This window comes from Candidatus Neomarinimicrobiota bacterium (assembly GCA_021734025.1).
GTDB lineage: Bacteria > Fidelibacterota > JAANXI01 > JAANXI01 > JAANXI01 > JAANXI01.
Genome location: JAIPJS010000002.1, coordinates 144,601 through 168,459, shown reverse-complemented (window position 1 = coordinate 168,459; position 23,859 = coordinate 144,601). Strand labels below are relative to the sequence as shown.

The following is a 23,859-nucleotide window of genomic DNA, read 5'->3' as shown; positions in this document are numbered from 1 at the left end:
ACGCCAGCGATTCGCTCCGGGTGAGAACCAGAACTCCCTCCGGTCAGACAGCTGGTTCTCACTATCCTCTGCTCATCGGGCGTTGGACAAATCACTCTTCGAGGCTGAAGAACAGACTAGTAATAAGAGCCTCGCAATCTTATTGCGAGGCGGTGCCGATAATCCCGTCATCCACTTCTACCTCCGCCGCCGGACGCTCCCAGCGCCGGTGACGGTTTATAAACATACCGCCGTCGACCCTGCCAGGGATCAACGGCGGGTGGGGATCACCGACAGGATCAAATGCTGCCATTCTGAGTGAACGCCTGTCCCGGTATGTCGGGGAAGAATCTCCTCACTTCACTCTCATGAGCCTTTCTTTGGAGATCCTTCCTCGTAGGGATCCCTTCCGGGACGACTCCGCTGACGCTTCGCTCAGGATGACAGTACTTTTTTTACTTTTAGAATAGCTGAGTCATTTCGAGTAAGGCTCTTTAGAGCCGCATTGAGAAATCTCGTGCGGGTGCTGCTCAGCAGAAAAGAAAAAGGCGAGATCCCTCGACTCGCTTTGCTTGCTCGGGATGACAGGATTAATTTGCCTTTTACAGGTCAATCATTTCAAGTTTATCCCCCGATAGAGCCTTGCAATCTCATTGCAAGGCGATGCCTATCCTCCCGTCGCCGTTAGCAAAGGTAACCCCTGTCCCATAGGGAGCTCTATGAGGAAAGGGTCACAAAACAATGTAGTCATTCTGAGTGCTAGTACACCGGGACTCGATATCAAATCCCTGGTGTCCAAGGGATGGACGTTATATCGACTAGCCCGGGATGCAGCGCAGCAGCGGAATCCTGGGTGATGCTTCATTGTACTTTTTTAAAAAAAGTACCAAAAATCCGGTTATGCCATTCCGTTCTAGAACGACTACGCTGCGATTCGGGGAGAATTCGGAACTCCGTCGTCCGACAAGAGCCGGACTCTGTCAGACAGCCGAATTCTACTGTTCTCATCGCACCAGTCGTTCGTACCAACGGAATGGCAAGACCGAAGGTGTTTTTTCCTCGGAGTCTATCGGCAGGCACAATGAAAATCATTGTCCTCCCTCATCAGAGGCTCCTCCCGGAGTGCTCATGGAGTGGTGGGACAAATCACTCTTCGAGGCTGCAGAACAAACTGGAATAAGAGCCTTGCAATCTCATTGCAAGGCGGTGCCAGAACCTTGTCGCCGAACCACTCCAGAGGTCGGTGACGGTCTGAATCGCCCCATCGCCGCCGACCCTGACAGGTTTCAACGGCGGGAAGCATTACTGTCATTTCGACCGAGCCGTTTTGTTTGTAAAGGCGAGTGGAGAAATCTCGTATTTTTTTAGCCAGGTGTATTGCCGGGAAAAAAATTGTCCATTTCCAGAGGGTGGAGTTCGAATTCCCACAGCGGTGACATGGACAACATTTCAACTTACCCGAAAACATTTCATTTACTTACATTATATCGATGAGTAAACGTACCATATTATTAGCCGTTGGATTTATCCTGCTCTGGAACTCGGGGTTTATCGGAGCGGAATACGGGTTGCCTTACACCGGGCCATTTACCTTGCTTTTTTGGCGGTATCTTGCCCTCACATTCCTGATATATTTCTACCTCCGGCTCACACACCGTTTTCGCTGGGTTGACCGAGATGTGATGGTACCGAATATGATTGTCGGAGTGCTTGCGCATGGGGTCTGGCTGAGTTGTGTGCTCCTATCATTGGAGTATCAGGTGCCGGCGGGTATTATCGCGCTGGTTGTTGCACTCCAGCCGATGGCTACCGGGGCTTTTTCCGGTATCGCGGTGGGAGAACCGACTCCATTTTATCGATGGGTGGGGTTGGTCCTCGGATTTGCCGGGGTCGCGATCTCGGTGCTTTCCCGGATAAATTTTGCTGATGCGGGCTCGGTGTTTGGGTATCTCATTCCACTCGGTTCGGTTATCGCTATTACCGCGGCGAGTTTAATCCAACGAAAAATGGAGGTGACGAACACCTCCATCCGCTTACCCGTGGATTTGACTCTGTTTTACCAGTCGCTTGCAACTACCTTGGCCCTGGCATTGCCTGCAGTCCTGTTGGAGCATCTGCAGACGGAATGGAATCCTGAGTTTATCTCCACCATGCTCTGGCTAATTCTAGGTGTGTCGTTAGGCGCCTATGCGCTCATGTGGCTTTTGATTGAACGTATGGATGCCACCCGGGTGGCCAGCCTGTTCTATTTCGGACCACCGGTGACGATGTTAATGGCGTGGATTGCATTTGGTGATACCCTGACGTTGATGGACATTCTGGGATTAATCGTGGTATTTACAGGGGTGTTGCTGACGCAGAAAACAAACAAAACTGCACAACAATCCCAACGTGCAAGTCGATAATTCTATTCCTTTGATTGCACCTTACAATAAGCATCAAATTAAAAGTAGACACTGTATCATCAGAGAAAAAACCTCCAGCAAAATTCGAGCAAAAATATTGTCACTTTGGCGTAATAGACCACCACATGAACTTCGATCAATTTTTTGATTTGAATTTGGGGATACCCTGAAACCCTTGATAATACTGCATTAGACAACAAAAAAAAGCGGGCCTGATCGCTCAGAACCCGCTTCAATGCTGCGTTGCGGAGAGGGGGAGATTCGAACTCCCGGAGGCGGTTTAGACCACCTCGACGGTTTAGCAAACCGCTGCTTTCAGCCAGCTCAGCCACCTCTCCAATACTTCCGTTGCCTCAAAAAGCGTGAATAATATACCGACACACTCCATGATGAGCAAGTCTGAATTCGCCTGCGAATCTCCCCTTCCGAGAGTCTAATTCAATATGTATAATTGCACCTATGTCTTCGAAAAACCCGATAGATAAATCGCTATTTCAGGAGCATCCGGTCGCCTTTGCAGAAAAATTAGTGGGAATGAAACTTCAGGTGGAAGATTGTACCGGACGAATCGTAGAAACCGAGGCGTATACGGGGCCGCCGGAAGATCTCGCCTCCCATGCCTACACCAGAAAAAACAGCGCTGCCGAAATTATGCAAACCTACGGACGACTGTATATTTATTCTATCCACGGGGGGCAGGCGACCAACATCACCTGTGGGAAGGAACAGGTTGGTGCTGTGCTCATCCGGGCGATTGAACCGCTGTCCGGGATCGATCTGATGATCCGGCGGCGCAGCCGGAAAAACACCAAAATTTCAACGACCTGGGATTCCAACAATTACAAGAGTTTACATTCAATGCTCAACGGTCCGAATAAATTGACTGCGGCGTTGGGTATCCGGAAAGCCTGGAATGAGACACCGGTTGGAAGGTATGTGGAAATTATCGAAGGAGAAACACCTGAAGCAATCGTCGCGACGCCCCGCATTGGAATTTCAGCATCCACGGAACACCGGTGGCGGTTCTGTGATGCGGACAGTGACTTCCTGAGTCGTCCCGTAACTAATTGATATTACATTATTTCTAAGATCACTCAATCAGCGTTGCTCCGTTGAATATCTCAGACATATCAGATACATTTAAATTTATGGCGAGATTATTACTACCGGAGAATGCTACTTGACTGTAGCCAACCTTACACAAGATGACAAAGTAGATCGCTACTTTACTTCAATGGAACAGGTGCGCCAACGAACATTCGATTTAGTCAGCCAGCTCCCGGAAGAGGTCCTCACCACACAACATGATCCACTGATGAGTCCGTTGATTTGGGATCTGGGACACATCGCAAATTTCGAAGAACTCTGGTTCCTGCAGCACTATCTCGGCCAGGAGCCAATCAGTGAAGAGTACAATTTTATCTACAATGCGTTGTCAAAACCCAGAAGCGAAAGAAGTTCGCTTTCCCTGCCGGATTTGGAGACGACGAAACAATATATGCAGACCGTCCGGAACCGGGTGACAGCGTCAATCACAAGGGATGACCTGCACTCCGGAAATCCACTCATGGAGAACGGTTTTCTCTTTGAATTAGTTCTGCGGCACGAGATGCAGCACCAGGAAACCATGCTTATCACGCTACAAATCATGGAAAATAATGCATTCCACCCTCCCTGTGATACCAAATTCATCACTCCGGCCGGTACTGATGACACTGCAATGCAATTTATTCCCGGGGGTGATTTTCTAATGGGCTGGAATAAAAACGGTTTTGCCTACGATAACGAAAAACCAGCACATACCGTTGAAATCGAGCCGTTTTATATGGATAAATACCCGGTCAACATCCGGCGCTACCTTGAATTCATGAATGACGGCGGCTATTCCGATCCGGAATACTGGTCGGACGAAGGATGGGAGTGGCGGACAAACAATAAAATTAACGCGCCAAAATACTGGAAAAATGTGGAAGGACATTGGCAGTTGCGGCGATTTGATGAATGGCTTCCGGTGAATCCGGAGGAACCGGTTATGCATGTCAGTTGGTACGAGGCAGAGGCGTTCTGCCATTACGAGGGGAAACGGTTACCGACTGAAGCAGAATGGGAATATGCCTCGTCGGTGGACCCGAAGTCCGGCGAAAAGCATATATATCCCTGGGGGAATTCTTACGAGGAAAAACACGCCAATATCAATCTGGAGGCATTTCATCCCGCTGCCATCGGCGCAATTGAAGGAGGCTCCTCGCCGACAGGCTGTGAGCAAATGATCGGTGACGTCTGGGAGTGGACGGCGAGTGACTTCCGTGCATACCCCGGTTTCGAGGCATTTCCGTACAAGGAGTACTCGGAAATTTTCTTTGGTGATGAGTATAAGGTATTGCGCGGCGGCGCATGGTCGGTAAACAGGCGTGTTATAAGCAACACCTTCCGAAACTGGGACTATCCAATTCGGCGGCAAATTTTCTCCGGGTTCCGCTGTGCGAAGGATGCAAACTAGGCGGGAATCCAATGTGTAGACACCTGGCATATATGGGCAAACCGATTCCGCTGGATTCGTTGATCTACGAGCCGCCCCGGTCATTGGAGGTTCAGAGTTATGATCCGCAGGAGTTGTTATCCGGGAATGTGAATGTCGATGGTTTCGGATGCGGGTGGTACAATCGGGACATCTCTGAAGAGCCAGGGGTGTACACCAGCATGCGAAATCTCTGGGCGGATAGCAGTTTTCGAAGTATCAGCAAGATAATCCGTCCGGGTTTACTATTGGCGTCAGTTCGGAATGCGACTCCACCTTCACCTGTAGATGAGCAAAGCGTCCAGCCGTTTGCTCGCGGCAGGTATCTGTTCATGCACAATGGACAAATCACTGGTTACCATAAGAAGGTAAAGCGGTCACTTCACGCCGAACTTCCGGACGATCTTTACTCAACGCTCTACAGCCATTCTGATTCCGCCACCATTTTTGCGCTTTTGTATAACGAGTTGCGTCAATGCGAGCCTTCACAAGGGAGTATGATTGAAGGGCTACAAAATATTATTCATACCATTACTGCTTATGCCGCGGAAGCCGGCTCCGAATGCCAGCTGAACCTGGCACTCTCGGATGGAGAATCTATCATCATGTCGCGATACTCGAATACTGAGGATTCAAACAGCCTGTATTGCCTGAAGGACGGAGAGAATTTCCCCGAATCGGTTCTCATTGCCTCGGAAGCGCTTGACGATGATGCGGACTGGGAAAAGGTTCCGCATAACCATTTGATATCTGTAAACAGCCAAAACGAAATCACACTACAGCCACTGACCACTGGAGAATAATCGATGTCAGCCCCTGTTGCCACTGCCACAAACCAGATAGAAATAACCGCTGCCAATCATCCCGGAGATTCATTTGCCGAGGATATCCGGGATGGCCTCACCCGTGATCCCAAGGTGCTCTTTCCAAAATATTTGTACGATGAACGAGGCTCCGAATTGTTCGCCCGAATTTGTACCCTGCCGGAATATTATCAGACCCGTACGGAAAGGAAAATTTTGGCCGAAATTAGTAAAGAGTTGATAGAACAACATCAACCTGTGACGCTGGTGGAGTACGGTGCCGGTGCAGCCACCAAAACAAAGATCCTGCTGGATGCCATGCGGGACGCTAACCTGTTGCATCGATATGTTCCCATAGATGTAAGCGCCGAATTTCTCCGGAGAGCTGCAGGATCGCTTGCGGAGGATTATCCCGGAATGCAGATTCACGGATTAACCGGTGATTTTCTGGAACCAATAGAGTTACCGCATTCAGACGAACCCCGGCTCATAGCTTTTCTGGGCTCGACCATCGGAAATCTCACTGACTCAGAGGCGGACGAATTTTTCGCCATGATCACCGACCAAATGACGCCCAAAGACCGGTTTCTCCTGGGCATCGATCTTGTAAAAGACGTGAACATACTCGAACGTGCGTACAACGATTCGCAGGGCGTGACAGCTGCATTTAACAAGAATATACTGCAGATCATAAACCGGCGTATGAGTGCGGATTTTAACTCGGATACCTTTCAGCATCACGCCTTCTACAATCCCTGGGAGGCACAGATTGAGATACATTTAATCTCCCGGGAGAAGCAAGTTGTTCATATCAGTGAGTTGGAGATGGAAGTGTCGTTTCGAAAGGGTGAGTCAATTCGCACGGAAATCAGCTGTAAATATACGCGTGAACGAGTAGAACACCTGCTTGTACACGCTGGCCTGGAGCCACTGGAATGGTTTACAGACGACCGCGAATATTTCGGCCTCTCCCTGAGCAGGCTAAGTGGCTGATATTTTACCAACCTGAGAAATAGTCAACGTATGATACACCTTGAACGGGTTTCCAAACAGTATAATAGTACTATTGCAGTTGATAAACTGACACTGAACGTGAACCAGGGCGAACTGTTGGTGCTCCTGGGTACCAGCGGCTGCGGAAAAACCACAACGCTAAAGATGATTAACCGCCTCATTGAACCGGATTCCGGCGCTATTACTATCGACGGGACTCCCACAATGGATATCGATGTGGTCGTGCTTCGCAGACAAATCGGATATGTATTTCAGGGAATCGGACTGTTTCCGCATATGACGGTTGGGGAAAATGTCGGGATTATCCCGAAGCTATCAGGCTGGAGTGACGAGCTGCGGAATGAACGCATCCGTGAATTGCTCGACCTGTTGAATCTTCCACCGGAGGAGTTCGCTAACCGGAAACCGGCGCAACTCTCCGGCGGTCAGCAGCAGCGGATCGGGGTTGCGCGGGCCCTGGCAGCCCGTCCCGATATTATGCTGATGGACGAACCGTTTGGTGCGCTCGATCCACTCACAAGGGTTCAGTTACAGGAGGAATACCAGTCCATCCGAAAGCAACTCGGCGTGACCACGGTGTTTGTGACCCATGATATGACCGAAGCCCTGCTCATGGGTGATCGGATTGCGGTTATGCGGGATGGCGCCTTAATACAAATTGATACTCCGGGGGAGATGGTAAACCATCCAGCCGACGAATATGTGGCACGGCTCATGGAAACGCCAAAACGCCAGGCCGATGCGCTGGAACAGCTAACCCACGAATGATGGCAGGAATCCAGGAACAGCTACAATATCTACCGTCTTACCTCGGCGGACACCTTCGACTGGTACTCGTTGCGTTGGGCTTCGGCGCCGGAATCAGTATTCCCCTGGGGATTGTGGCTACCCGGTTTAAGCGGATGGAGTCGACAATTCTTGGCGTGGCCGGTGTGATCCAGACCATACCAGGTCTCGCCCTATTGGCTATAATGGTTCCGCTACTGAATATGATCGGCATTATTCCGGCGCTGGTTGCGCTGACTCTGTACAGCCTTCTCCCGATCTTGCGGAATACCGTGGTCGGAATCAGGGAAATCGATGCCGATATCGTTGAAGCGGGAAGAGGAATCGGTATGACAAATAAACAGCTATTGCGCATGGTACAATTGCCGCTGGCCATTCCGGTGATTATTGCGGGACTCCGCACCGCAACGGTGTGGGTCGTGGGTATTGCCACGCTCTCCACTCCCGTAGGCGCCACTTCGTTGGGGAATTTTATTTTTAGCGGACTCCAGACCAGAAATAATGCAGCGATTTTGGTGGGATGCGTTGCCGCGGCAGTATTGGCGTTGATACTGGATTGGATTATCCATGCCTTCGAGACCGGAGTTCGAGAGCAGAACCGGGGAAAAATCTGGATCGCTTCAGTGGCATCGGCAATTGTCCTGATTCTTGCCGGAACGCTCGGAATCGGAACACCCGGTTTTTCTGCAGAGAAGGATAAGACTATTACCATCGGGAGTAAACCGTTCACCGAACAGTATATCCTGAGTGAGTTCCTCAGCCAATACGTGGACCGGGAGATTGGGTATTCCACGGAGAAAGTACAAAATCTCGGGTCGACGGTGGCGTTCGATGCGCTGGTGGAAAATCAAATAGATATATACGTAGATTATTCCGGCACACTCTGGAATATGCACATGAAAAACAAGGAAATGCCGACGGATCCGGATCAATTATTAAATCAATTATCCGATTATCTCAGCGAAAAATACGGAGTCACCGTGGCCGTCCCATTGGGGTTCGAAAACGCCTATTGTCTGGCCATGAAGGGAAGCGAAGCGGCGAAACTCGGGATTGAAGGCATTGATGATCTCAGACGATATCAGAACTCACTGGTTATGGGCAGCGACGTGGAGTTCTTCGGGCGGCCGGAATGGTCCAGGCTTCAGGAAGAGTACGATTTACATTTTAAGGCAACCCGATCTATGGATGCGGTTCTTATGTACGAGGCGATTCGGGAGGATCAGGTTGATGTAATCAGTGCCTATACCACCGACGGCCGCATCGATGCCTACAACCTGACGATTCTCGAAGATCCGGCGGGTGTCTTTCCGCCGTATGATGCAGTCGTTTTACTCAGCCCTGAAATGAGTTCATCTAGTGTGCTAATCCGGAATATCAGGAAACTGGAGGACAGCATTTCCGCTGAAGTCATGCGAAAGATGAATTTGGAAGTCGATCAGAACGACAGGTCGCCGCAGCAGGTCGGTGTCGAATTATACCGCCGGATTATCGAACAGAATTTGCGATAGATAAATTCGGTGAAATTCGGGGTTGGAAGTATTTGATTTGGAGGTGACGGTTCCCTATATTTTCGCCGGTGCAATCATGGAGGGGTGGCCGAGTGGTTGAAGGCGCACGCTTGGAAAGCGTGTGATGGCAACCCCATCCGTGGGTTCGAATCCCACCCCCTCCGCATTTACTTCAGTATTAAATTGTTATAGTGTTCTGGTGTTTGAATAATTGGTGTCGTACTCATACTCATAATCCTAATCCAGCGGTTTTTCGATCCGGTAGTGTTTTCATAGGATGATCGCCTGTTGCAATCATGAGTGTTTTGGTTATATTTATCAATGAAACGAAGAAAAGGAGTGATGGAGAGCGAATGAAGGAACCGGATGAAATAAAAAAGACACTCGAAGATGAGTTCGCAGGTGCCACGGTTGAGGTAGAAGACCTCACCGGAACCAAAGACCATTTTCAGGTGACGGTCATAAGCGAAGCGTTTGAAGACAAAAGTCTCGTTGAACAGCATCGGATGGTTTACGCGCCCTTTAATGAAGAGATAGGCGGGCCGATCCATGCCTTTTCAATCAAGACATTTACACCCGAAAAATGGCAGAAAAAACAGGAAAACACTATACAATAATCGGAGTATTGTTATGAGTAAGGAAGAAGTGCTGAAACAGATAGAAAACGAAGTTAACGAGAACGATGTGATGGTCTATATGAAGGGGACACCGGATTTCCCGCAGTGTGGCTTTTCTAACAGGGTAGTTCAGATTTTCCGGCAACTCGGCGTCCCGTTCGAAGCTAAAAATGTTCTGGAAGATTCTGAATTCAGGTACATTTTGCAGGAATATAGTAACTGGCCGACCATTCCCCAGGTATTTATCGATGGCAAACTCATAGGCGGCAGCGATATTTGCATGGAGATGTATCAAAACGGGGAACTGCAGGAACTGCTGAAAAAGGAATCCGCGGCAGAGTCCTGATATATTTAAATGTACCAATGATTCTACACGGCCCGCTGGCGTTTCGCCGGCGGGCTTTTTTGTTGCACTCCTTCCCAATGATTTTTAGGATAATGGCACGGCTATAATTATCAATGTGAAGTGAGGAGGAATTTTATGGAAATTCAGGCAACAAAAAACGGACCGTATCTAGTCAAAAATGCCGAAAAGGTTACGGACCACGAGGGGAATGAGTACGAAATCGATGACACCATTGCCCTGTGTCGCTGCGGACAATCCAGCGACAAACCGTTCTGCGACGGGACACACAAAGACGTCGGATTCACTGCAGAGGAAACGGTCTGAGTGAACCAATATCATTGGTAGAAGAAAAGCCCGGCAAATGCCGGGCTTTTTTATTATACAAAACTCAGATAGCGCACCCGCGAATTTATCCAATAGGTTTCCGCCCGGAAAAAATTGTATATTAAAGGCAGGCCACGACCGAAAATTGGCGCAATTGATGCCTTCCAAATTTGTCCATATCAAATTACTTGCTGTGCTCATATTTAGCGTTTTCATCGTTCCGAAAGACGGGATTACTCAGCCAATTCCCACCAGAGATATCAGCCCATTTGTCGCTATGTACGGCCTGCCCGGAGCGCTACCGGCTTCTGTACTGACATCCGGTGCCATCGAATTCAGACTTCATTCGGACCTGGCGAACAATGCCACCTGGGATGCTGCCAGACAGGCGCGGGTTGTGCTGGATGGTGAAACCGTCCGTAATACCCTCGCTGCACGAATAGGTGTTGGAGGACAATTTGAAGTCGGCCTGGAAATTCCCGTGGTCAAAAATACCGCTGGCACGACGGACAAGATTATTCGAAGATTTCATTCAATATTTGGGATTCCGCAGGGGAGCCGGAATACGCTGGAATCGGACAGGTTTCTATACCAGGTCGACTATTCCGATGGCCGGTCGCTCACGATTCGGGAACACAGATTCCAAATCGGAGACATTGGCCTGAGAGCAGGTTTAGACATCTCTGAAATAACCGGTCTGCAATCAGCACTGTGGATACGGATTGATCTTCCCACCGGCAATACAGCTACTATGGTTGGGAACGGTCAGACGGATCTGGCCGCAGGCATATCGATACGCGAGGCAAGCCGTCTTCTCCGGAATCGCCTTCTGCATCTCTATGGCACGGGAGGATTTATACTGCCGGGAAATCGGTCTCTTACTGGGATTCTCCCGGTCAAAAATGTCCTCTTTTTCCACAGTGGCGCAGACTATGAAATTTTTTCAAAGATGAATCTCCTGGTGCAGATTGATGCGCATACACCATTTTATGAGCATCAGTTCGAGCAACTTGGTTCGACAGTCTTCCAACTGAATTTTGGAGGGAGTATTCATCTGTCGGAGGAAATCGGCTTGAGTCTCACCGTCGCCGAAGACATAGCCGTGAGTACCTCCTCTGATGTCATTTTCCGTGGTGCCGTTTGGTGCGGATTCCCAACTTCCCGGTAGTATTTTTTCCGAATTAATTCATAAATTTCATAGTTGGAATAGCAATGAACAGACTGACTCTCCATGTCGATTGATATCCTGATTGTCTTTATCCTGCTGGTTGTCGCTACCGTTCTATTTGTCTCAGAACGTGTCTCGTTTGATGTGACCGCGTTAATAATCATGGGCACATTACTGATTTCCGGGATTCTTACTGTCGGGGAGGGATTATCCGGTTTAAGCAATCGGGCCACGGTCACTATCGCCTGCATGTTCGTCCTCAGTGAAGGCGTCCGCCGGACCGGTGCGTTGAGTATCGTCAGTGATTATTTCTCCGATTTGGGACAACGAAACTACTGGATGGCCATGTTGGCCATGATGTTGGTGATTGCAGTAATATCCGCATTTATAAATAACACAGCCGCGGTTGCGATATTTATTCCGGTAGTTGTCGGTGTTGCGCTGGATATGAATGAAAGCCCTTCCAAGCTGCTCATGCCGCTGTCCTTCGCCAGCATGTTCGGCGGGGTCTGTACCCTTATCGGAACTTCAACGAACATCCTGGTTGGTTCCATAGCCAAAGATCACGGTGTGGAACCGTTTTCAATGTTTGAAATGACTCCACTGGGCATTATCCTGTTCGCTGTCGGATTCGTTTATTTGTTTGCCGGTGGCATCCGGATGATCCCGGAGCGTCGTTCCGCCGGGGATCTAACATCCAGTTTCGAGATGAACCCGTTCCTGACCGATATCGTCATTGAGCCGGAATTCGAACATATTGGGGAGCACCTGGACGAGTGCGCGTTAACCCAGGATCTGGATTTAGATATTATCCAGGTCTTTCGGGAGACTGGCGATGTTTCCGCAGAAGGACCCCGGGGGCTTGTCCGGGCCGGCGATGTAATTCGTATTCGTGGGAGTGCAAAGGAAATTGACAAGTTAATCCGCCGAAATGATGTATCCCTCAAACCGACTAGAGATTGGTATGACGTGGACCTTGAAGCGGGGAATTACGCGCTGGTGGAAGCAGTAATTGCTCCGGAAACCGGGGTAGAGTCGACAAAGATTGGCGATGCCCAATTTTATGAACGGTTAGGTGCGGTCGTACTTGCGATACGCCATCACGGAGAACTGCAGCAGGAAGATCTGGACGATGTGCGCCTCTCCGGCGGCGATACCGTGCTTCTGAGTATGGATCAGGAACGCTTGCCGGAGATAAAGCAGAACCGTTCTTTTGTTGTCGTCTCAGAAATAGGCCTGAATCGTTACCGTCGCTCCAAAATGCCGATTGCGCTGATTATCCTCGCCGGCGTAATCCTGACGGCGGCTTTGAACCTGGTGCCCATTGTCACTAGCGCCGTGACCGGGTGTATCCTCCTAATTCTCAGCGGATGTCTGACCAATGAAGAGGCCTACGAGGCCATCAACTGGGAGGTGATTTTCCTGTTAGCCGGAGTGCTTCCGCTGGGAATAGCCATGGATAAAACCGGTGCCGCAGGCATGCTGTCGGATTTTGTCCTGAATTTTCTCGGGGAACTCGGGCCCACAGCGGTCCTCTCCGGGTTTTTTCTGCTCTCTATGTTGCTTACTAACCTGATCTCGAATCAGGCGACTGCTGCATTGCTGGCACCTATTGCTATCCAGGCAGCATATTCAATGGATGTGAGTGTCCGGCCATTTCTCATGGCCGTGACGTTTGCTGCCTCGCTGAGCTTTATAACACCGGTAGGATACCAGACGAATACTCTCATCTTTGGACCGGGGCAGTATAAATTTACCGATTTTACAAGGGTGGGAACTCCGCTGAATATTCTGTTCTGGATTATCGCTACTTTTATGATTCCGGTGATCTGGCCATTTTAACTCTGGAGCTATATCCATACACAACGGGGAAATCATACACAGGAACACCGGCCTTGTTATCGCTTGAATACCGGTGACCTATATAGTATCGGTATCTGTACGGCAACCGTCCGTCATTGCCACATTCCCGGTACATTATTGGTAAAAATCACGTCGGACTAGGGTTTTGTGGGTAATATTTACATAAAAATCGATTTTTGCAGAGATCTATGCTTGACAATGCTGAAAACCTATTCTTATCTTCGAATGAAGTGACTGCAAAAAGTCTTGCCGTCGTAAGAAGAACAAATAACAAAGGATGTTTCGAGCAATGGCAGAACAAGAGACCGGCACAGTAAAGTGGTTTAATAACTCTAAAGGCTTTGGGTTTATCGAGCGCGAAGAAGGCGATGACGTATTCGTCCATTACTCCGATATTACCGGAGATGGCTTCCGTTCATTGGCTGAAGGTCAGCGGGTTGAGTTTACTGTGACCCAGGGTGACAAAGGCCCCAAAGCCCAAAACGTTGGCGTCATTGAGTAAGATTGGTGATTGATTCTCCGTCTTTATAGTAACTCTCTACGCATAACCGTGTTTGTGATACTGTAAATTTCGATTCGGCTGAATATCTATTTAATTCAGCGGAATACGTCGTGGGACGTAATTCATAACAGAATCGAATGTTGGCGGTGGACTACGGCTGTGAGGCCAGGAAAAGCGATTCCGGTACGTGGCGTCTTCACTCGGAGTGTTATCGATATCCCGGTATTGTCAATTTTTAGCATTCCGTTTCAAAGTACGGAGACGGTAATGCTTGTTAATTGATCGGTGTTATCTTAAGGTGTTGCCGGAATATTATCATGAACATCGAATCACTCCAAGACCTGCAGAGGCAAATCCAAAATTCCAGTGCTGGATTGTTCTATTTCAGTACATCGGACTGTAACGTCTGTAAAGTGCTGAAACCCAAGGTGGAGGAATTACTGTCCCAATCCTTTCCAAAGATGGAGTTCTACTACATCGACTGTGAAGCGTACCCGGATGTAGCAGCTCAGTTCCAGGTATTCACCGTTCCGACGCTGATCGCGTATTTCGATGGGAGAGAAGCCTTCCGGAAATCCAGATCGGTTGGAATTCAAGAACTGGCAAGCGCTATTCAGCGACCGTATACGATGTTGTTTGACGAGAAAAATAATACCGATTAGACTCATACAGATCTAAAATTATTGAAGCCCCGGGACTCCAATGGAGTTCCGGGGCTTTTTTGTAGCGGGAGAGGGATTCGAACCCCCGACAAATGGATTATGATTCCACTGCTCTGCCAGCTGAGCTATCCCGCCCCAATTCTCATAAAGCGCGGTAAAATTAGAGGCATCTGCTCCATTATGCAAGGAGAAATTGGAAATCCGTGGGCGGGTAAAACGAGTCGCACTCATATCGCGGTTCAACCGGGAAATTCACTCTCGGTTTAGCAATATGGGACCCAATATCCCGGTGTTTCCCTGCCAATGAATTGTTAAACTCTGAGTTATAGACACAAACAGACACAGGAGAACCCTGCTCATGCTCAGGAAAACCGTTATTATACTTTTTACAGCAACTCTGTTCATAATGGGATGTGCGCCACCTGAACCAATTGAGATTTACCTGATCGGCGATTCCATTACCGCAACCAAACCAACGGATGAATATCCCATGGTGGGGTGGGGGCAGATTTTGCCGGGATATTTCGACAGCTCTTTGGTAAATATTCATAATCATGCCAAGAATGGCCGGAGCACCAAAAGTTTCATATCTGAAGGTCGCTGGACCACGGTAAAAGATTCCCTGCAGCCGGGTGACTGGGTATTAATACAGTTCGGCCACAATGATGAGAAAGAGTATGATACCACCCGTTACACTGATCCGGACTCTGCTTTCCCTGAAAATCTGAAAAAGTTTGTCCGGGAGGCCAGAGATTTGGGTGCCACTCCGCTGTTGATGACGCCGGTAGTCCGTAGAAAATTCGATGACTCCGGTGAGCCGGTGCCGACTCACGGTGAATATCCTGCAGCGGTACAAGGTGTTGCGGAGAAACTCGATGTGTATTTTATTGATATCCGAAACCGAAGCTGGAAGCAGCTGGAATCTCTGGGAGTTCACGGTTCGAAAAAACTGTGGTTATTGCTGGAACCAGGAGAATCCGAGAACTGGCCAGACGGACTTGAAGATAATTCGCATCTGTCGGAATATGGCGCACACCAGGTCTGCCAAATGATTGTACAGGGGATCCGGGGGAATGACATACCGCTCACGCCGTATCTCGCGGAAAATTTCCCGAAATAACCCGGCTGAATTGTTTACTTCAAATGGGTGACTTTTTGCAGACTCACCCGTCCGTCCGGTCCAACAACCCGGATTAAATACGGTCCGGTACTCACTCGGTTTCCGGAGTTATCTCTGCCAGCCCACTTGATCTGTTTGTGCCCAATCGTGGTTTGATTCCCATGGAAGAGCGTCCGGATTAGCCGGCCCCGTATATCGTATACCCGGATAGAAACTTGTCCGGGACGATGGAGTTCATACGGTATAACTACTGTACCATTGAAGGGATTCGGGTACGCATTACCCAGGGCAAACTCCTCAGGTGCAGAAGTCGCCCCATCTGCGTAAACACCCGTGGCCGTTGACTTTGTCGTAAATTTAAGTCCCCAGACGCGGTTCCCGCGGAAATAGGGATTATCCTCCGGCTCACAAATATTCAGAGAAAAGACATGGCCGCCGTAATCCTGAGTCGTTTTCACTAGTATTCGGTTTTCTCCGGCATTGATTGTGACAGGTATTATCTCCGAATAAAATTTGGTGCTGCTGAAGTTGCGGTATGAGGAAAAACTATATACCACTTCACCATTCAGCCAGATCTTCAGACCATCATCGGATCCGATCCACAACTCAGCATCCTGGGTTTTCGGGGCGGTGAAGTAGGTGAAGGCGTAGGCTGCCTGGTCGGTTATGCTACCGTAATAGTATCCAACGTCCAGGCGATCCTCGGTAAAATAGACCGGATCACTCCAGCCGCCCTGTCCGGCGACCGGGGCCAGACTGGCTTCTCCGGAAAGAAATTCGTGCTCAGTTGGTTCGTCTATTCCCTCGGTATCATACGGCCCCTTCATGAGCCATACCCGGTTACTTTGCCCGTATTCAGCGGTGGAGGAGGAATTCTTCCGAAACCGGATCTGAGTTTCCACAATTGAAGAGCCTGCCACGGTGATATCCTCCGGATTATTAGTACCAAGTCCCCGGCGTTCTGCAAGGGTAATATGTTCGATGTCGTCGGGATTGAGTCCCATAAGCCGTGCCGAAACATGGTCTGCTGCCACGGGATCGGGGCTGGCGATGATCGTGTTCATTCGGACCAGGTTCGTTATCTCCCCTCCGCTTCGCTCGGCCGATTTACTGCGTTCCAGACACGCGATGGCATCCACTACGGCGAAATCGATACCGGCTAGGGTGCTCAGGTCTACGATCTCTTTGTCCGTCCAGTAGTGCGGTGGATCTTCGTGGACGAGACTGATGGAATAATCATTTTGCGGGACGCCGGTGGTTTTGTGAAAGCCGTACTTGGTACTTGGTGCCAGGCCGATCTGATTTTTCAGCGCCACGGTCATCCCCGGTGTATGTATCTTCATCACGGGGATGGTGATATAAAAATCCGCATTTAAGACATCTTTATGGATAAAATATTCACCGTACTGCGGAAGCGCATCACCGCCGCCAGGGACTTCAACCAATTCCAGATCCTGCCACGGATCGTCTGGTGGAGATCCATTCAGGTTTGAAAAACGCAAATTAATGCCTGAGAGATTCTCGTCTGTAAGAAGATCCTGGTATCCTGCGGTATCCCAGAGTTTATCCCACACCGGACTGCTGAACCGCGATTGGTAAACCATCTCGTAATCCATGGGACGCGGTGCGCCTTCGCCGACCACGATTTCGATATTACCGGGGGCAATCTCGTCGATGATCTTGATCAGCGCTTTGACGACTCGGACATCCGTCACTTCACCGCTGCCCGGAGGTTCCGGATCCACGATATTTGGCTTCAGCAGGACCATATCGCCGCTTTCGATTTTTCCCTCGAATCCCCCGGCAAGTTCCACGGATTTTCTTACCATTGCTTCGATGGTAGTGTATTCTATGGAGGCATCATCGGTTGGTATCGGATTGTCCAGTGACGAATCGTCCGAACGCACGATTGACACTGTCGCCGGAGATGATACTACACCCGGAAAATCGGATACAGGTCGGGAAAACGGAAATTCTCCGATGTCCCGATGCGCCTGATTCAAATCCCAGGCAAGCCAGGTGGTGATTATCAATGCCGCGAGAATTATTTTCCCAGGTGATTTCCATCGATTCATCTGAATTACTCCTGTGTCTCTCTGTGTGAGATCTCTGCGTTTTGGCATCTATGGGAAGAACAACAGCACCAGTATGCCGGACAGGTATGCGCCCAGAAAGGTAACTGCCAGGTAAAATATCAAGGTTTTCATACCGAGCATGGATTTGTAGATATAGAGGGTCTCGAGTTTGGTGGCAGGCCCGGCAATGAAAAAAGCCAGCACAGCACCGTCGCTCATCCCCATGGTACGGAGGACTTCGATGAGTGGGATAGCCGCGCCACCACAGCTATAAAAGGGAACGCCCAGCGCCATCGCAATGACGATGCCCTGGTGCCCCTGTTCGCCTAAGACTCGGGCGATCCAATCCGGGGATACAAGTGCTTTAACCATTGCGCTCACAAGTAGAGCAATAAGGAAATAGCGTCCCAGAAAGAGCGTACTTCGATACATATCCATCCAAAATGGCCGGTGGGATTTGTCCTGCCCTTGAGAATAATCAGGCATCCGTACGTCGATAGACTGGAGTACCCACCTGGCGAGTATACCGCCACCTATGGCAAGGATGAGAGTGGTCGCTATCCGGAGCAAAGCTATTTTCAATCCGAGTTGGGCCAGTGTAAAATAGAACACGCTGGGATTCAGCAGCGGTGAGGCGATGGCAAAAGTCACAACCGCACTTAACGACGCCCCAATCGCCAGCAGAGATATACCGATAGGTACAGCAACATAAGTTGGCAGTGGAGAAACGATACCAACCAGCGCTGCAATGAGGATGGCGACGGGTTCTTTTCTTCCGTCGAATCGAATAAATCCTGTGCCCAGCGATCGCGATAGGATCACCTGAATGAGTATCGCCAGCAGAAAATACGGCGCCACCGTGGCGAACAGTTCCAGGAAGGCCTGCAGAATGCGCAGTGTGTAAGTGCCCTCAAACGTTTCGGAGAGAAGCGGATAGAGTTCTATTGCCGTTGCCCTTTACCTTCGATTAGTTTCCTGACTAAAAAAAACCGAAATCTGAAATTAAATTTCATATTCGATGGATTTCATCAGTTGGTATCTTAATATAAACCAGTCCGGGAGCGCTGGAAATGAAATAATCCGCCGGATATACCGGAGCCGGGAAACTGAAAAGTGGAGCATTATTGGTCTCCCCGACGGTAATTTTCTTTTAATCTGCCGCCGGGTGGGATTATATTACAAGAAGCGTTTTCCTGCAAGCCACTGCACTTTTTAATAAGGTCAATATCCCAGCGATATCTTCGTGCAGGCATTTTTGAATGTCCTGCCGGGGTTAACGACATCGCTGTTCGATTTGGCAGAGATGCTAACGTTATTATCGAAAATGTTGGATAGTTTTTGCACCAGATAACAAGTCAATGCGGGGCAACAGGCGAGTTCGATCATATATAGATCGTTAACTTAATTCTCAGAATAAACTGTGATGTTACTTATGAAATTACGCGATGGAATCCTAAAAATATTTGCACTGTTTTTGCTCTTTATCGCTGCACATCTTCCCGCACAAAATATCTCCACAAACTTCTCCCCATTGGAACTATGGTACGATGAACCGGCGGTAGAGTGGGTGGATGCGCTCCCAATCGGGAACGGCCGGCTTGGCGGAATGGTTTTTGGGCGAGTTCACCAGGAGCGTATCCAATTGAATGAGGAGTCCATCTGGACTGGTCAGCCAATTGATCGCCAAAATCCCGAAGCACAAGAATCTCTGCCAAAAATCAGGAAGATGCTGTTTGACGGGGAGTACGAAAAGGCGGAGACGCTTGTGGAAGAAAAAATATTGGGGAAGTCGGCCTGGCGTTCGTATCAGACATTGGGCAATCTGCGTCTGAATATGGAGCATGAGGGACAAGTCAGGGGCTATCGTCGTTCGCTAAATCTTGATAAGGCTGTTGCTACGGTCGAATACACTACCAAAAGCATCCAGTACCGGCGGGAGTATTTTTCCAGCCCGGTGGATCAATGTCTGGTTATCCGGCTGTCAGCAGATCAGCCAGGCGCTCTAAGTTTTTCAACCCGGCTTACACGTCCCAAAGATGCCATGATGACCGTATCAAAGGATGGGACGATAACGATGCAGGGGAGAGTATCGGTTGGGGGAGCGGATACACTGGGTGGCGATCCTGGAGTGAACTATTGTTCAAATTTGCAGGTTCGGCCGATTGGTGGCGTAATAAAGGCAGCCGGCGATAGTATTACCGTTACCGGTGCCGATGAAGTGGTGCTCGTTTTAGTTGCGGCCACCGACTATTGGGGAGATGTCCCGCAGGCCGTTTGCGAAGATCGTTTGGATAGCATCGGCGAAAAACCTTATTTGAAGATCAAAGAAGACCATATAGCGGAACACCAGCGCCTGTTTGAGAGGGTGAACCTTGATCTGGGAACGTCCGCCACTGCCGAACTTCCTACAGATGAACGGCTCGCCGCCTTCAAAGGGAGCACTTTTGATCCTGACCTGATACGCCTCTACTTCCAGTACGGGCGTTATCTGCTCGTCAGCAGTTCTCGCCCCGGCGATTTGGCCGCCAATCTGCAGGGGATCTGGGCGGAAGGACTTACACCGCCGTGGAGCGCGGATTATCACATCAACATCAATATTCAGATGAACTACTGGCCGGCGGAGGTCACGAATCTGGCCGAGTGTCATCTGCCATTTTTGGCACTGGTAGATTCTTTACGCCACCGCGGGCGTACGACTGCCAGAGAAACCTATAACTCCCGGGGATTTGTAGCACACTATACCACTGACGTTTGGTGGTGGACGACACCGGAAAGCCAAGCTCAGTGGGGGATGTGGCCGATGGGAGCGGCGTGGGCCACCGGCCATCTCTGGGAGCATTTTGCATTCAGTGGCGACCGGGAATTTTTGGAGCAGACGTATCCGATATTGAAAGAAGCGGCCTACTTTTTCGTTGATTATCTGGTGGAAGATCCGGAGACGGGATACCTGGTTTCCGGCCCGTCCATCTCACCGGAGAACCAGTTCCGTACAAAAGATGGCCAGATTGCCAGCGTCTCAATGGGCCCGACCATGGACATGCAGATAATCCGCGAACTTCTGTCCAATACCATCGATGCGAGCCGCATTCTGGATATAGATGCTGATTTCCGGGTGCAATTACAGAGGATTCAATCCCAACTCCGGCCAACGGAAATTGGAAGTGATGGCAGAATTATGGAATGGGCGACGGAGTTCGAAGAGCCGGAGCCCGGCCACCGGCATATTTCGCACCTGTACGGATTGCATCCATCTGATCAAATAGTTGTCGGACAAACGCCGGAGCTGGCCGAAGCCGCCCGGAAGACCATCCGGTATCGCCTGGAACACGGTGGCGGCCATACCGGCTGGAGCAGAGCGTGGATCATCAACTTCTGGGCCCGCCTCCACGATGGTGAGGAAGCCTATAATAACCTGGTCGCCCTGCTGCAGAAATCTACGCTGAATAACCTGTTCGATACCCATCCGCCGTTTCAGATAGACGGGAATTTCGGCGGAACGGCTGGTATCGCTGAGATGTTGCTCCAAAGCCACGCCGGAGAGGTTCACCTGTTACCGGCGCTGCCGAAAGCCTGGCCAACCGGTTCAGTGACGGGCCTCCGCGCCCGCGGCGGATTTGAGGTAGATATCTCTTGGGCGGATGGTGTACTGCAGGAGGCGAAAATTTTCTCTACAATCGGCGGCAAGTGCACTGTACAGTATGGTGATGATGTACGAACCTTTGAGACTGACCCCGGTCAAGAATACCTAGTAACGTCACAGTTTGAAATAGTAAAGTAATGGGCGGAAGTTCGGCCTTTTTGCGGGTGGCATTCCTTCTCTTTTTGTCCCCCTTCAATTGCCAAATCAGTGCCCCGGGGCATATTTGAATTGAAGGTTTTTATAATAGTCCAATGATTTCTCCGGCTGAGGATAGCCATCCGGAATTGGCCGATCAGAGAAAGTCTGAAAATAAAGCAGACAGGCATTCCGCCACCAGAGGGCTTCCTGGTGCTGGATCTCAAGATACGTCGTCACCTTGTTGAATCGCTGAGTATCAATCAATCCTGCCATGGATTGCCAGGTCTTTTGCATCCATTGTACGGAATCCGCGCCTGAATAGTAGCGGTGCACTAACTCATCCCACAGCGTGCGGCCGGAGTTTGTGGTATAATCCCAGGGAAGATGGTGGAACCAGAGCAGGTATTTTTCTGGACAGGTTTCCGGATCTTCGAATTTTTCCGTCACCGGCGGATAATATTGACTAACCGCATTGCTGCCCGTAGAGGTGCGGTCAAAGCCGATACCGATGGAGTCCGCGCGGTGATAATACACAGATGTCCAGTCCGGACGTCCTTGCTTTATCCACGGAGCAGGGCCGTAGTGGTGTCCCCAACCCATAATGTGATGCAACCCCAGAGGTGTCATATAGTTCACGGTGATCTCACGTGAGGCCAGCATCATCTTTTTCACCGGTGTGATAAAATCGGTATCATTCGTAAATGTCATCCGGAGCCACTCGTCGGCGATTTCTGCGGACGACAAGTTGTGATCCCAGGCCAGACGGCCGTATGCGTACCAGTTCGCCTGACCAAACGGATGGCTGGTCCAGTTCCTGTCGGTGCCGATATTCGAGACGCCGGCAATCCCGCTGATTGCATGGTTCTCCAGCGAGCCATCCACGACGTCTGCCACGTAAGATCCTTTTCCTTTTGCATAGGTGTCGGAATACAGTGCCTCTTTGAATAATGGCGCCAGGTACACCAGGTGGGTTCCCTGTCCCAGGTACTCCTGTGTGATTTGGAATTCCATCATCAGGGGCGTGTCCGGCATGGCTCCAAACAACGGATGGAACGGCTCTCTTGGCTGAAAATCGATAGGGCCGTTTTTCACCTGCACGAGCACGTTGTCCCGGAATTTCCCGTCCAGTGGCGTAAACTCGTTGTATGCCTGTTTGGCCCGGTCTTCCGGCACCTCACTGCTGTAGACGAACGCCCGCCACATCACGACACCGCCATGAGGTGCGATGGCATCCGCCAGCATGTTTGCACCTTCTGCATGGGATCGGTTATAGTCCTGCGGACCCGGCTGACCCTCTGAGTTTGCCTTCACCAGAAATCCACCGAAATCCGGGATGTACTCGTAGATTTCGTTCGCTTTTTGCTTCCACCATTTCTGAACATTTTCGTTCAGCGGATCAGCGGTTTTCAGGGTGTCAATTTCGGTCGGAGCACTGAACCGTGCAGTGAGGTATACCTTGATTCCATACGGGCGAAACGCATCCGCCAGCGCCGCCACCTTCTCCAGATATTGCGACGTCAGGACATCGGCGTTGGCATTGACGTTGGTGAGTACAGTGCCGTTAATTCCAATGGATGCGTTCGCACGGGCGTAATCTATATATCGCGGTTTGATATATTCCGGAAGTTTATGCCAGTCCCAAAGCGAGAACCCGGCATAGCCACGCTCGACCGTCCGATCCAGGTTATCCCAGTGATTCAAAACCCGGAGATCGATCCGGGGGGATTCGGTAATTTCGACATTGGTGAGATCTTGTCTGGTCTGCATGAGCCGCAATAAATGGAAAACTCCGTAGAGTACCCCGATATTTTCACTGGCAGCAATAACCAACGCATTATTCCCCTTGTATTCAATCTCCCGGATTAAGTAACCTTCATTGCCTGTATTCCTGATTTCATCCTGAAGACCAAGACTCCCGATTATCTCGGAGGATTCCGGTGTCCCGATAATTAAAGCACCATTGCCGGATATTCCTCGATTGATAGATGGAATCTCTTGAAGCATTTTGGTGATCCCACGGCGTAATTCATCTCTGGCAACATTGAGTTTCGGTGCATTGCCGGGAAAATGTATAGACTGCATTCTCGACTGATAGGCCTGGGTAATCTCCGTTTCGGTAATTGATTCATACCTGAGCCAAAGCCGGTACCCATCCTCAGCGGAGAGAGTGAGCGGGAGAACACTAAGACTAAAGAATACGAACAGAATGGTTAGTCGGTTCGGTTGCATAACTTTTCCATCCTTTGCGTTACATGAATGAATTGGGTTTGCGGTAGATATGTTGGCGGTTCGAATCCAGAGTGTAATACCAAACCTTTCCGATACATCCTGAATGGTAAAAATTAGATTTCTCATCTGAGACTCAAAAGCCTTTTCTATGGCGTGATG

At 49.8% G+C, this 23,859-nt stretch carries 21 protein-coding genes and 3 tRNA genes; 18 read left to right on the top strand and 6 right to left on the bottom strand.

Translation table 11 applies throughout. The annotated features are described in order from the left end of the window. Window positions 1-139: 139 nt before the first annotated feature. Window positions 140-292 (bottom strand): hypothetical protein, encoded by a 153-nt coding sequence (locus K9N57_02935; protein MCF7803122.1) that lies wholly within the window; start codon window positions 290-292, stop codon window positions 140-142. 406 nt (window positions 293-698) lie between these two features. Between K9N57_02935 and K9N57_02930 the strand changes: the two genes are divergently transcribed. Together K9N57_02930 and K9N57_02925 are read left to right on the top strand one after the other, a co-directional pair. Beyond that, window positions 699-836: a hypothetical protein gene (locus tag K9N57_02930; GenBank protein MCF7803121.1), complete on the top strand. Its 138-nt coding sequence runs from the start codon at window positions 699-701 to the stop codon at window positions 834-836. Between the two features lie 633 nt (window positions 837-1,469). Continuing rightward, on the top strand, window positions 1,470-2,384 hold the full coding sequence (locus K9N57_02925; protein ID MCF7803120.1) for a DMT family transporter: 915 nt from the start codon (window positions 1,470-1,472) through the stop codon (window positions 2,382-2,384). Between the two features lie 246 nt (window positions 2,385-2,630). Here the strand turns inward: K9N57_02925 and K9N57_02920 are convergent. Beyond that, window positions 2,631-2,722: transfer RNA gene (locus K9N57_02920), tRNA-Ser, on the bottom strand. Window positions 2,723-2,843: 121 nt separating this feature from the next. On the opposite strand from K9N57_02920, the gene K9N57_02915 reads away from it, so the two are divergent. From K9N57_02915 to K9N57_02850, 14 genes are all read left to right on the top strand, one after another. Continuing rightward, complete coding sequence (locus K9N57_02915; protein ID MCF7803119.1) at window positions 2,844-3,455, top strand: DNA-3-methyladenine glycosylase; 612 nt, start codon at window positions 2,844-2,846, stop codon at window positions 3,453-3,455. A gap of 163 nt (window positions 3,456-3,618) precedes the next feature. Continuing rightward, a complete protein-coding gene (egtB, locus tag K9N57_02910) occupies window positions 3,619-4,884 on the top strand; it encodes an ergothioneine biosynthesis protein EgtB (protein MCF7803118.1) in 1,266 nt (421 codons plus the stop codon). An 11-nt stretch (window positions 4,885-4,895) separates the two neighbouring features. Beyond that, window positions 4,896-5,705 (top strand): ergothioneine biosynthesis protein EgtC, encoded by an 810-nt coding sequence (gene egtC, locus K9N57_02905; GenBank protein MCF7803117.1) that lies wholly within the window; start codon window positions 4,896-4,898, stop codon window positions 5,703-5,705. A gap of 3 nt (window positions 5,706-5,708) precedes the next feature. Beyond that, entirely contained in the window at window positions 5,709-6,698 is a 990-nt protein-coding gene (gene egtD / locus K9N57_02900) for an L-histidine N(alpha)-methyltransferase (GenBank protein ID MCF7803116.1), read from the top strand. 30 nt (window positions 6,699-6,728) lie between these two features. Continuing rightward, window positions 6,729-7,487 (top strand): ABC transporter ATP-binding protein, encoded by a 759-nt coding sequence (locus tag K9N57_02895; protein MCF7803115.1) that lies wholly within the window; start codon window positions 6,729-6,731, stop codon window positions 7,485-7,487. Window positions 7,488-7,495: 8 nt separating this feature from the next. Further along, entirely contained in the window at window positions 7,496-9,016 is a 1,521-nt protein-coding gene (locus K9N57_02890; protein MCF7803114.1) for an ABC transporter permease/substrate-binding protein, read from the top strand. Between the two features lie 78 nt (window positions 9,017-9,094). Further along, a tRNA-Ser gene (locus K9N57_02885) sits at window positions 9,095-9,180 on the top strand. A gap of 189 nt (window positions 9,181-9,369) precedes the next feature. After that, window positions 9,370-9,633, top strand: a complete 264-nt coding sequence (locus K9N57_02880; protein ID MCF7803113.1) for a BolA family transcriptional regulator — start codon at window positions 9,370-9,372, stop codon at window positions 9,631-9,633. Between the two features lie 13 nt (window positions 9,634-9,646). Then, entirely contained in the window at window positions 9,647-9,979 is a 333-nt protein-coding gene (gene grxD, locus K9N57_02875) for a Grx4 family monothiol glutaredoxin (protein MCF7803112.1), read from the top strand. 135 nt (window positions 9,980-10,114) lie between these two features. Next, a complete protein-coding gene (locus K9N57_02870; protein ID MCF7803111.1) occupies window positions 10,115-10,303 on the top strand; it encodes a CDGSH iron-sulfur domain-containing protein in 189 nt (62 codons plus the stop codon). A gap of 157 nt (window positions 10,304-10,460) precedes the next feature. Beyond that, complete coding sequence (locus K9N57_02865; protein ID MCF7803110.1) at window positions 10,461-11,471, top strand: DUF3187 family protein; 1,011 nt, start codon at window positions 10,461-10,463, stop codon at window positions 11,469-11,471. Between the two features lie 63 nt (window positions 11,472-11,534). Beyond that, complete coding sequence (locus K9N57_02860; GenBank protein ID MCF7803109.1) at window positions 11,535-13,313, top strand: anion permease; 1,779 nt, start codon at window positions 11,535-11,537, stop codon at window positions 13,311-13,313. Between the two features lie 310 nt (window positions 13,314-13,623). Continuing rightward, window positions 13,624-13,836, top strand: coding sequence for a cold shock domain-containing protein (locus tag K9N57_02855; protein ID MCF7803108.1), 213 nt, complete (start codon window positions 13,624-13,626; stop codon window positions 13,834-13,836). A gap of 317 nt (window positions 13,837-14,153) precedes the next feature. Further along, on the top strand, window positions 14,154-14,498 hold the full coding sequence (locus tag K9N57_02850; GenBank protein MCF7803107.1) for a thioredoxin family protein: 345 nt from the start codon (window positions 14,154-14,156) through the stop codon (window positions 14,496-14,498). A gap of 62 nt (window positions 14,499-14,560) precedes the next feature. Here K9N57_02850 and K9N57_02845 read toward each other — a convergent pair. Continuing rightward, a tRNA-Met gene (locus K9N57_02845) sits at window positions 14,561-14,633 on the bottom strand. A gap of 223 nt (window positions 14,634-14,856) precedes the next feature. Here K9N57_02845 and K9N57_02840 point away from each other — a divergent pair. Beyond that, entirely contained in the window at window positions 14,857-15,618 is a 762-nt protein-coding gene (locus K9N57_02840; GenBank protein MCF7803106.1) for a rhamnogalacturonan acetylesterase, read from the top strand. A gap of 14 nt (window positions 15,619-15,632) precedes the next feature. Here K9N57_02840 and K9N57_02835 read toward each other — a convergent pair whose 3' ends face one another. Then, on the bottom strand, window positions 15,633-17,693 hold the full coding sequence (locus K9N57_02835) for a DUF362 domain-containing protein (protein ID MCF7803105.1): 2,061 nt from the start codon (window positions 17,691-17,693) through the stop codon (window positions 15,633-15,635). A gap of 48 nt (window positions 17,694-17,741) precedes the next feature. Further along, window positions 17,742-18,551, bottom strand: coding sequence for a permease (locus K9N57_02830; protein MCF7803104.1), 810 nt, complete (start codon window positions 18,549-18,551; stop codon window positions 17,742-17,744). Window positions 18,552-19,125: 574 nt separating this feature from the next. Here K9N57_02830 and K9N57_02825 point away from each other — a divergent pair. Further along, window positions 19,126-21,471, top strand: coding sequence for a glycoside hydrolase family 95 protein (locus K9N57_02825; GenBank protein MCF7803103.1), 2,346 nt, complete (start codon window positions 19,126-19,128; stop codon window positions 21,469-21,471). Window positions 21,472-21,537: 66 nt separating this feature from the next. Here K9N57_02825 and K9N57_02820 read toward each other — a convergent pair whose 3' ends face one another. Further along, window positions 21,538-23,700 (bottom strand): alpha-glucuronidase, encoded by a 2,163-nt coding sequence (locus K9N57_02820; protein MCF7803102.1) that lies wholly within the window; start codon window positions 23,698-23,700, stop codon window positions 21,538-21,540. Window positions 23,701-23,859: the final 159 nt, after the last annotated feature.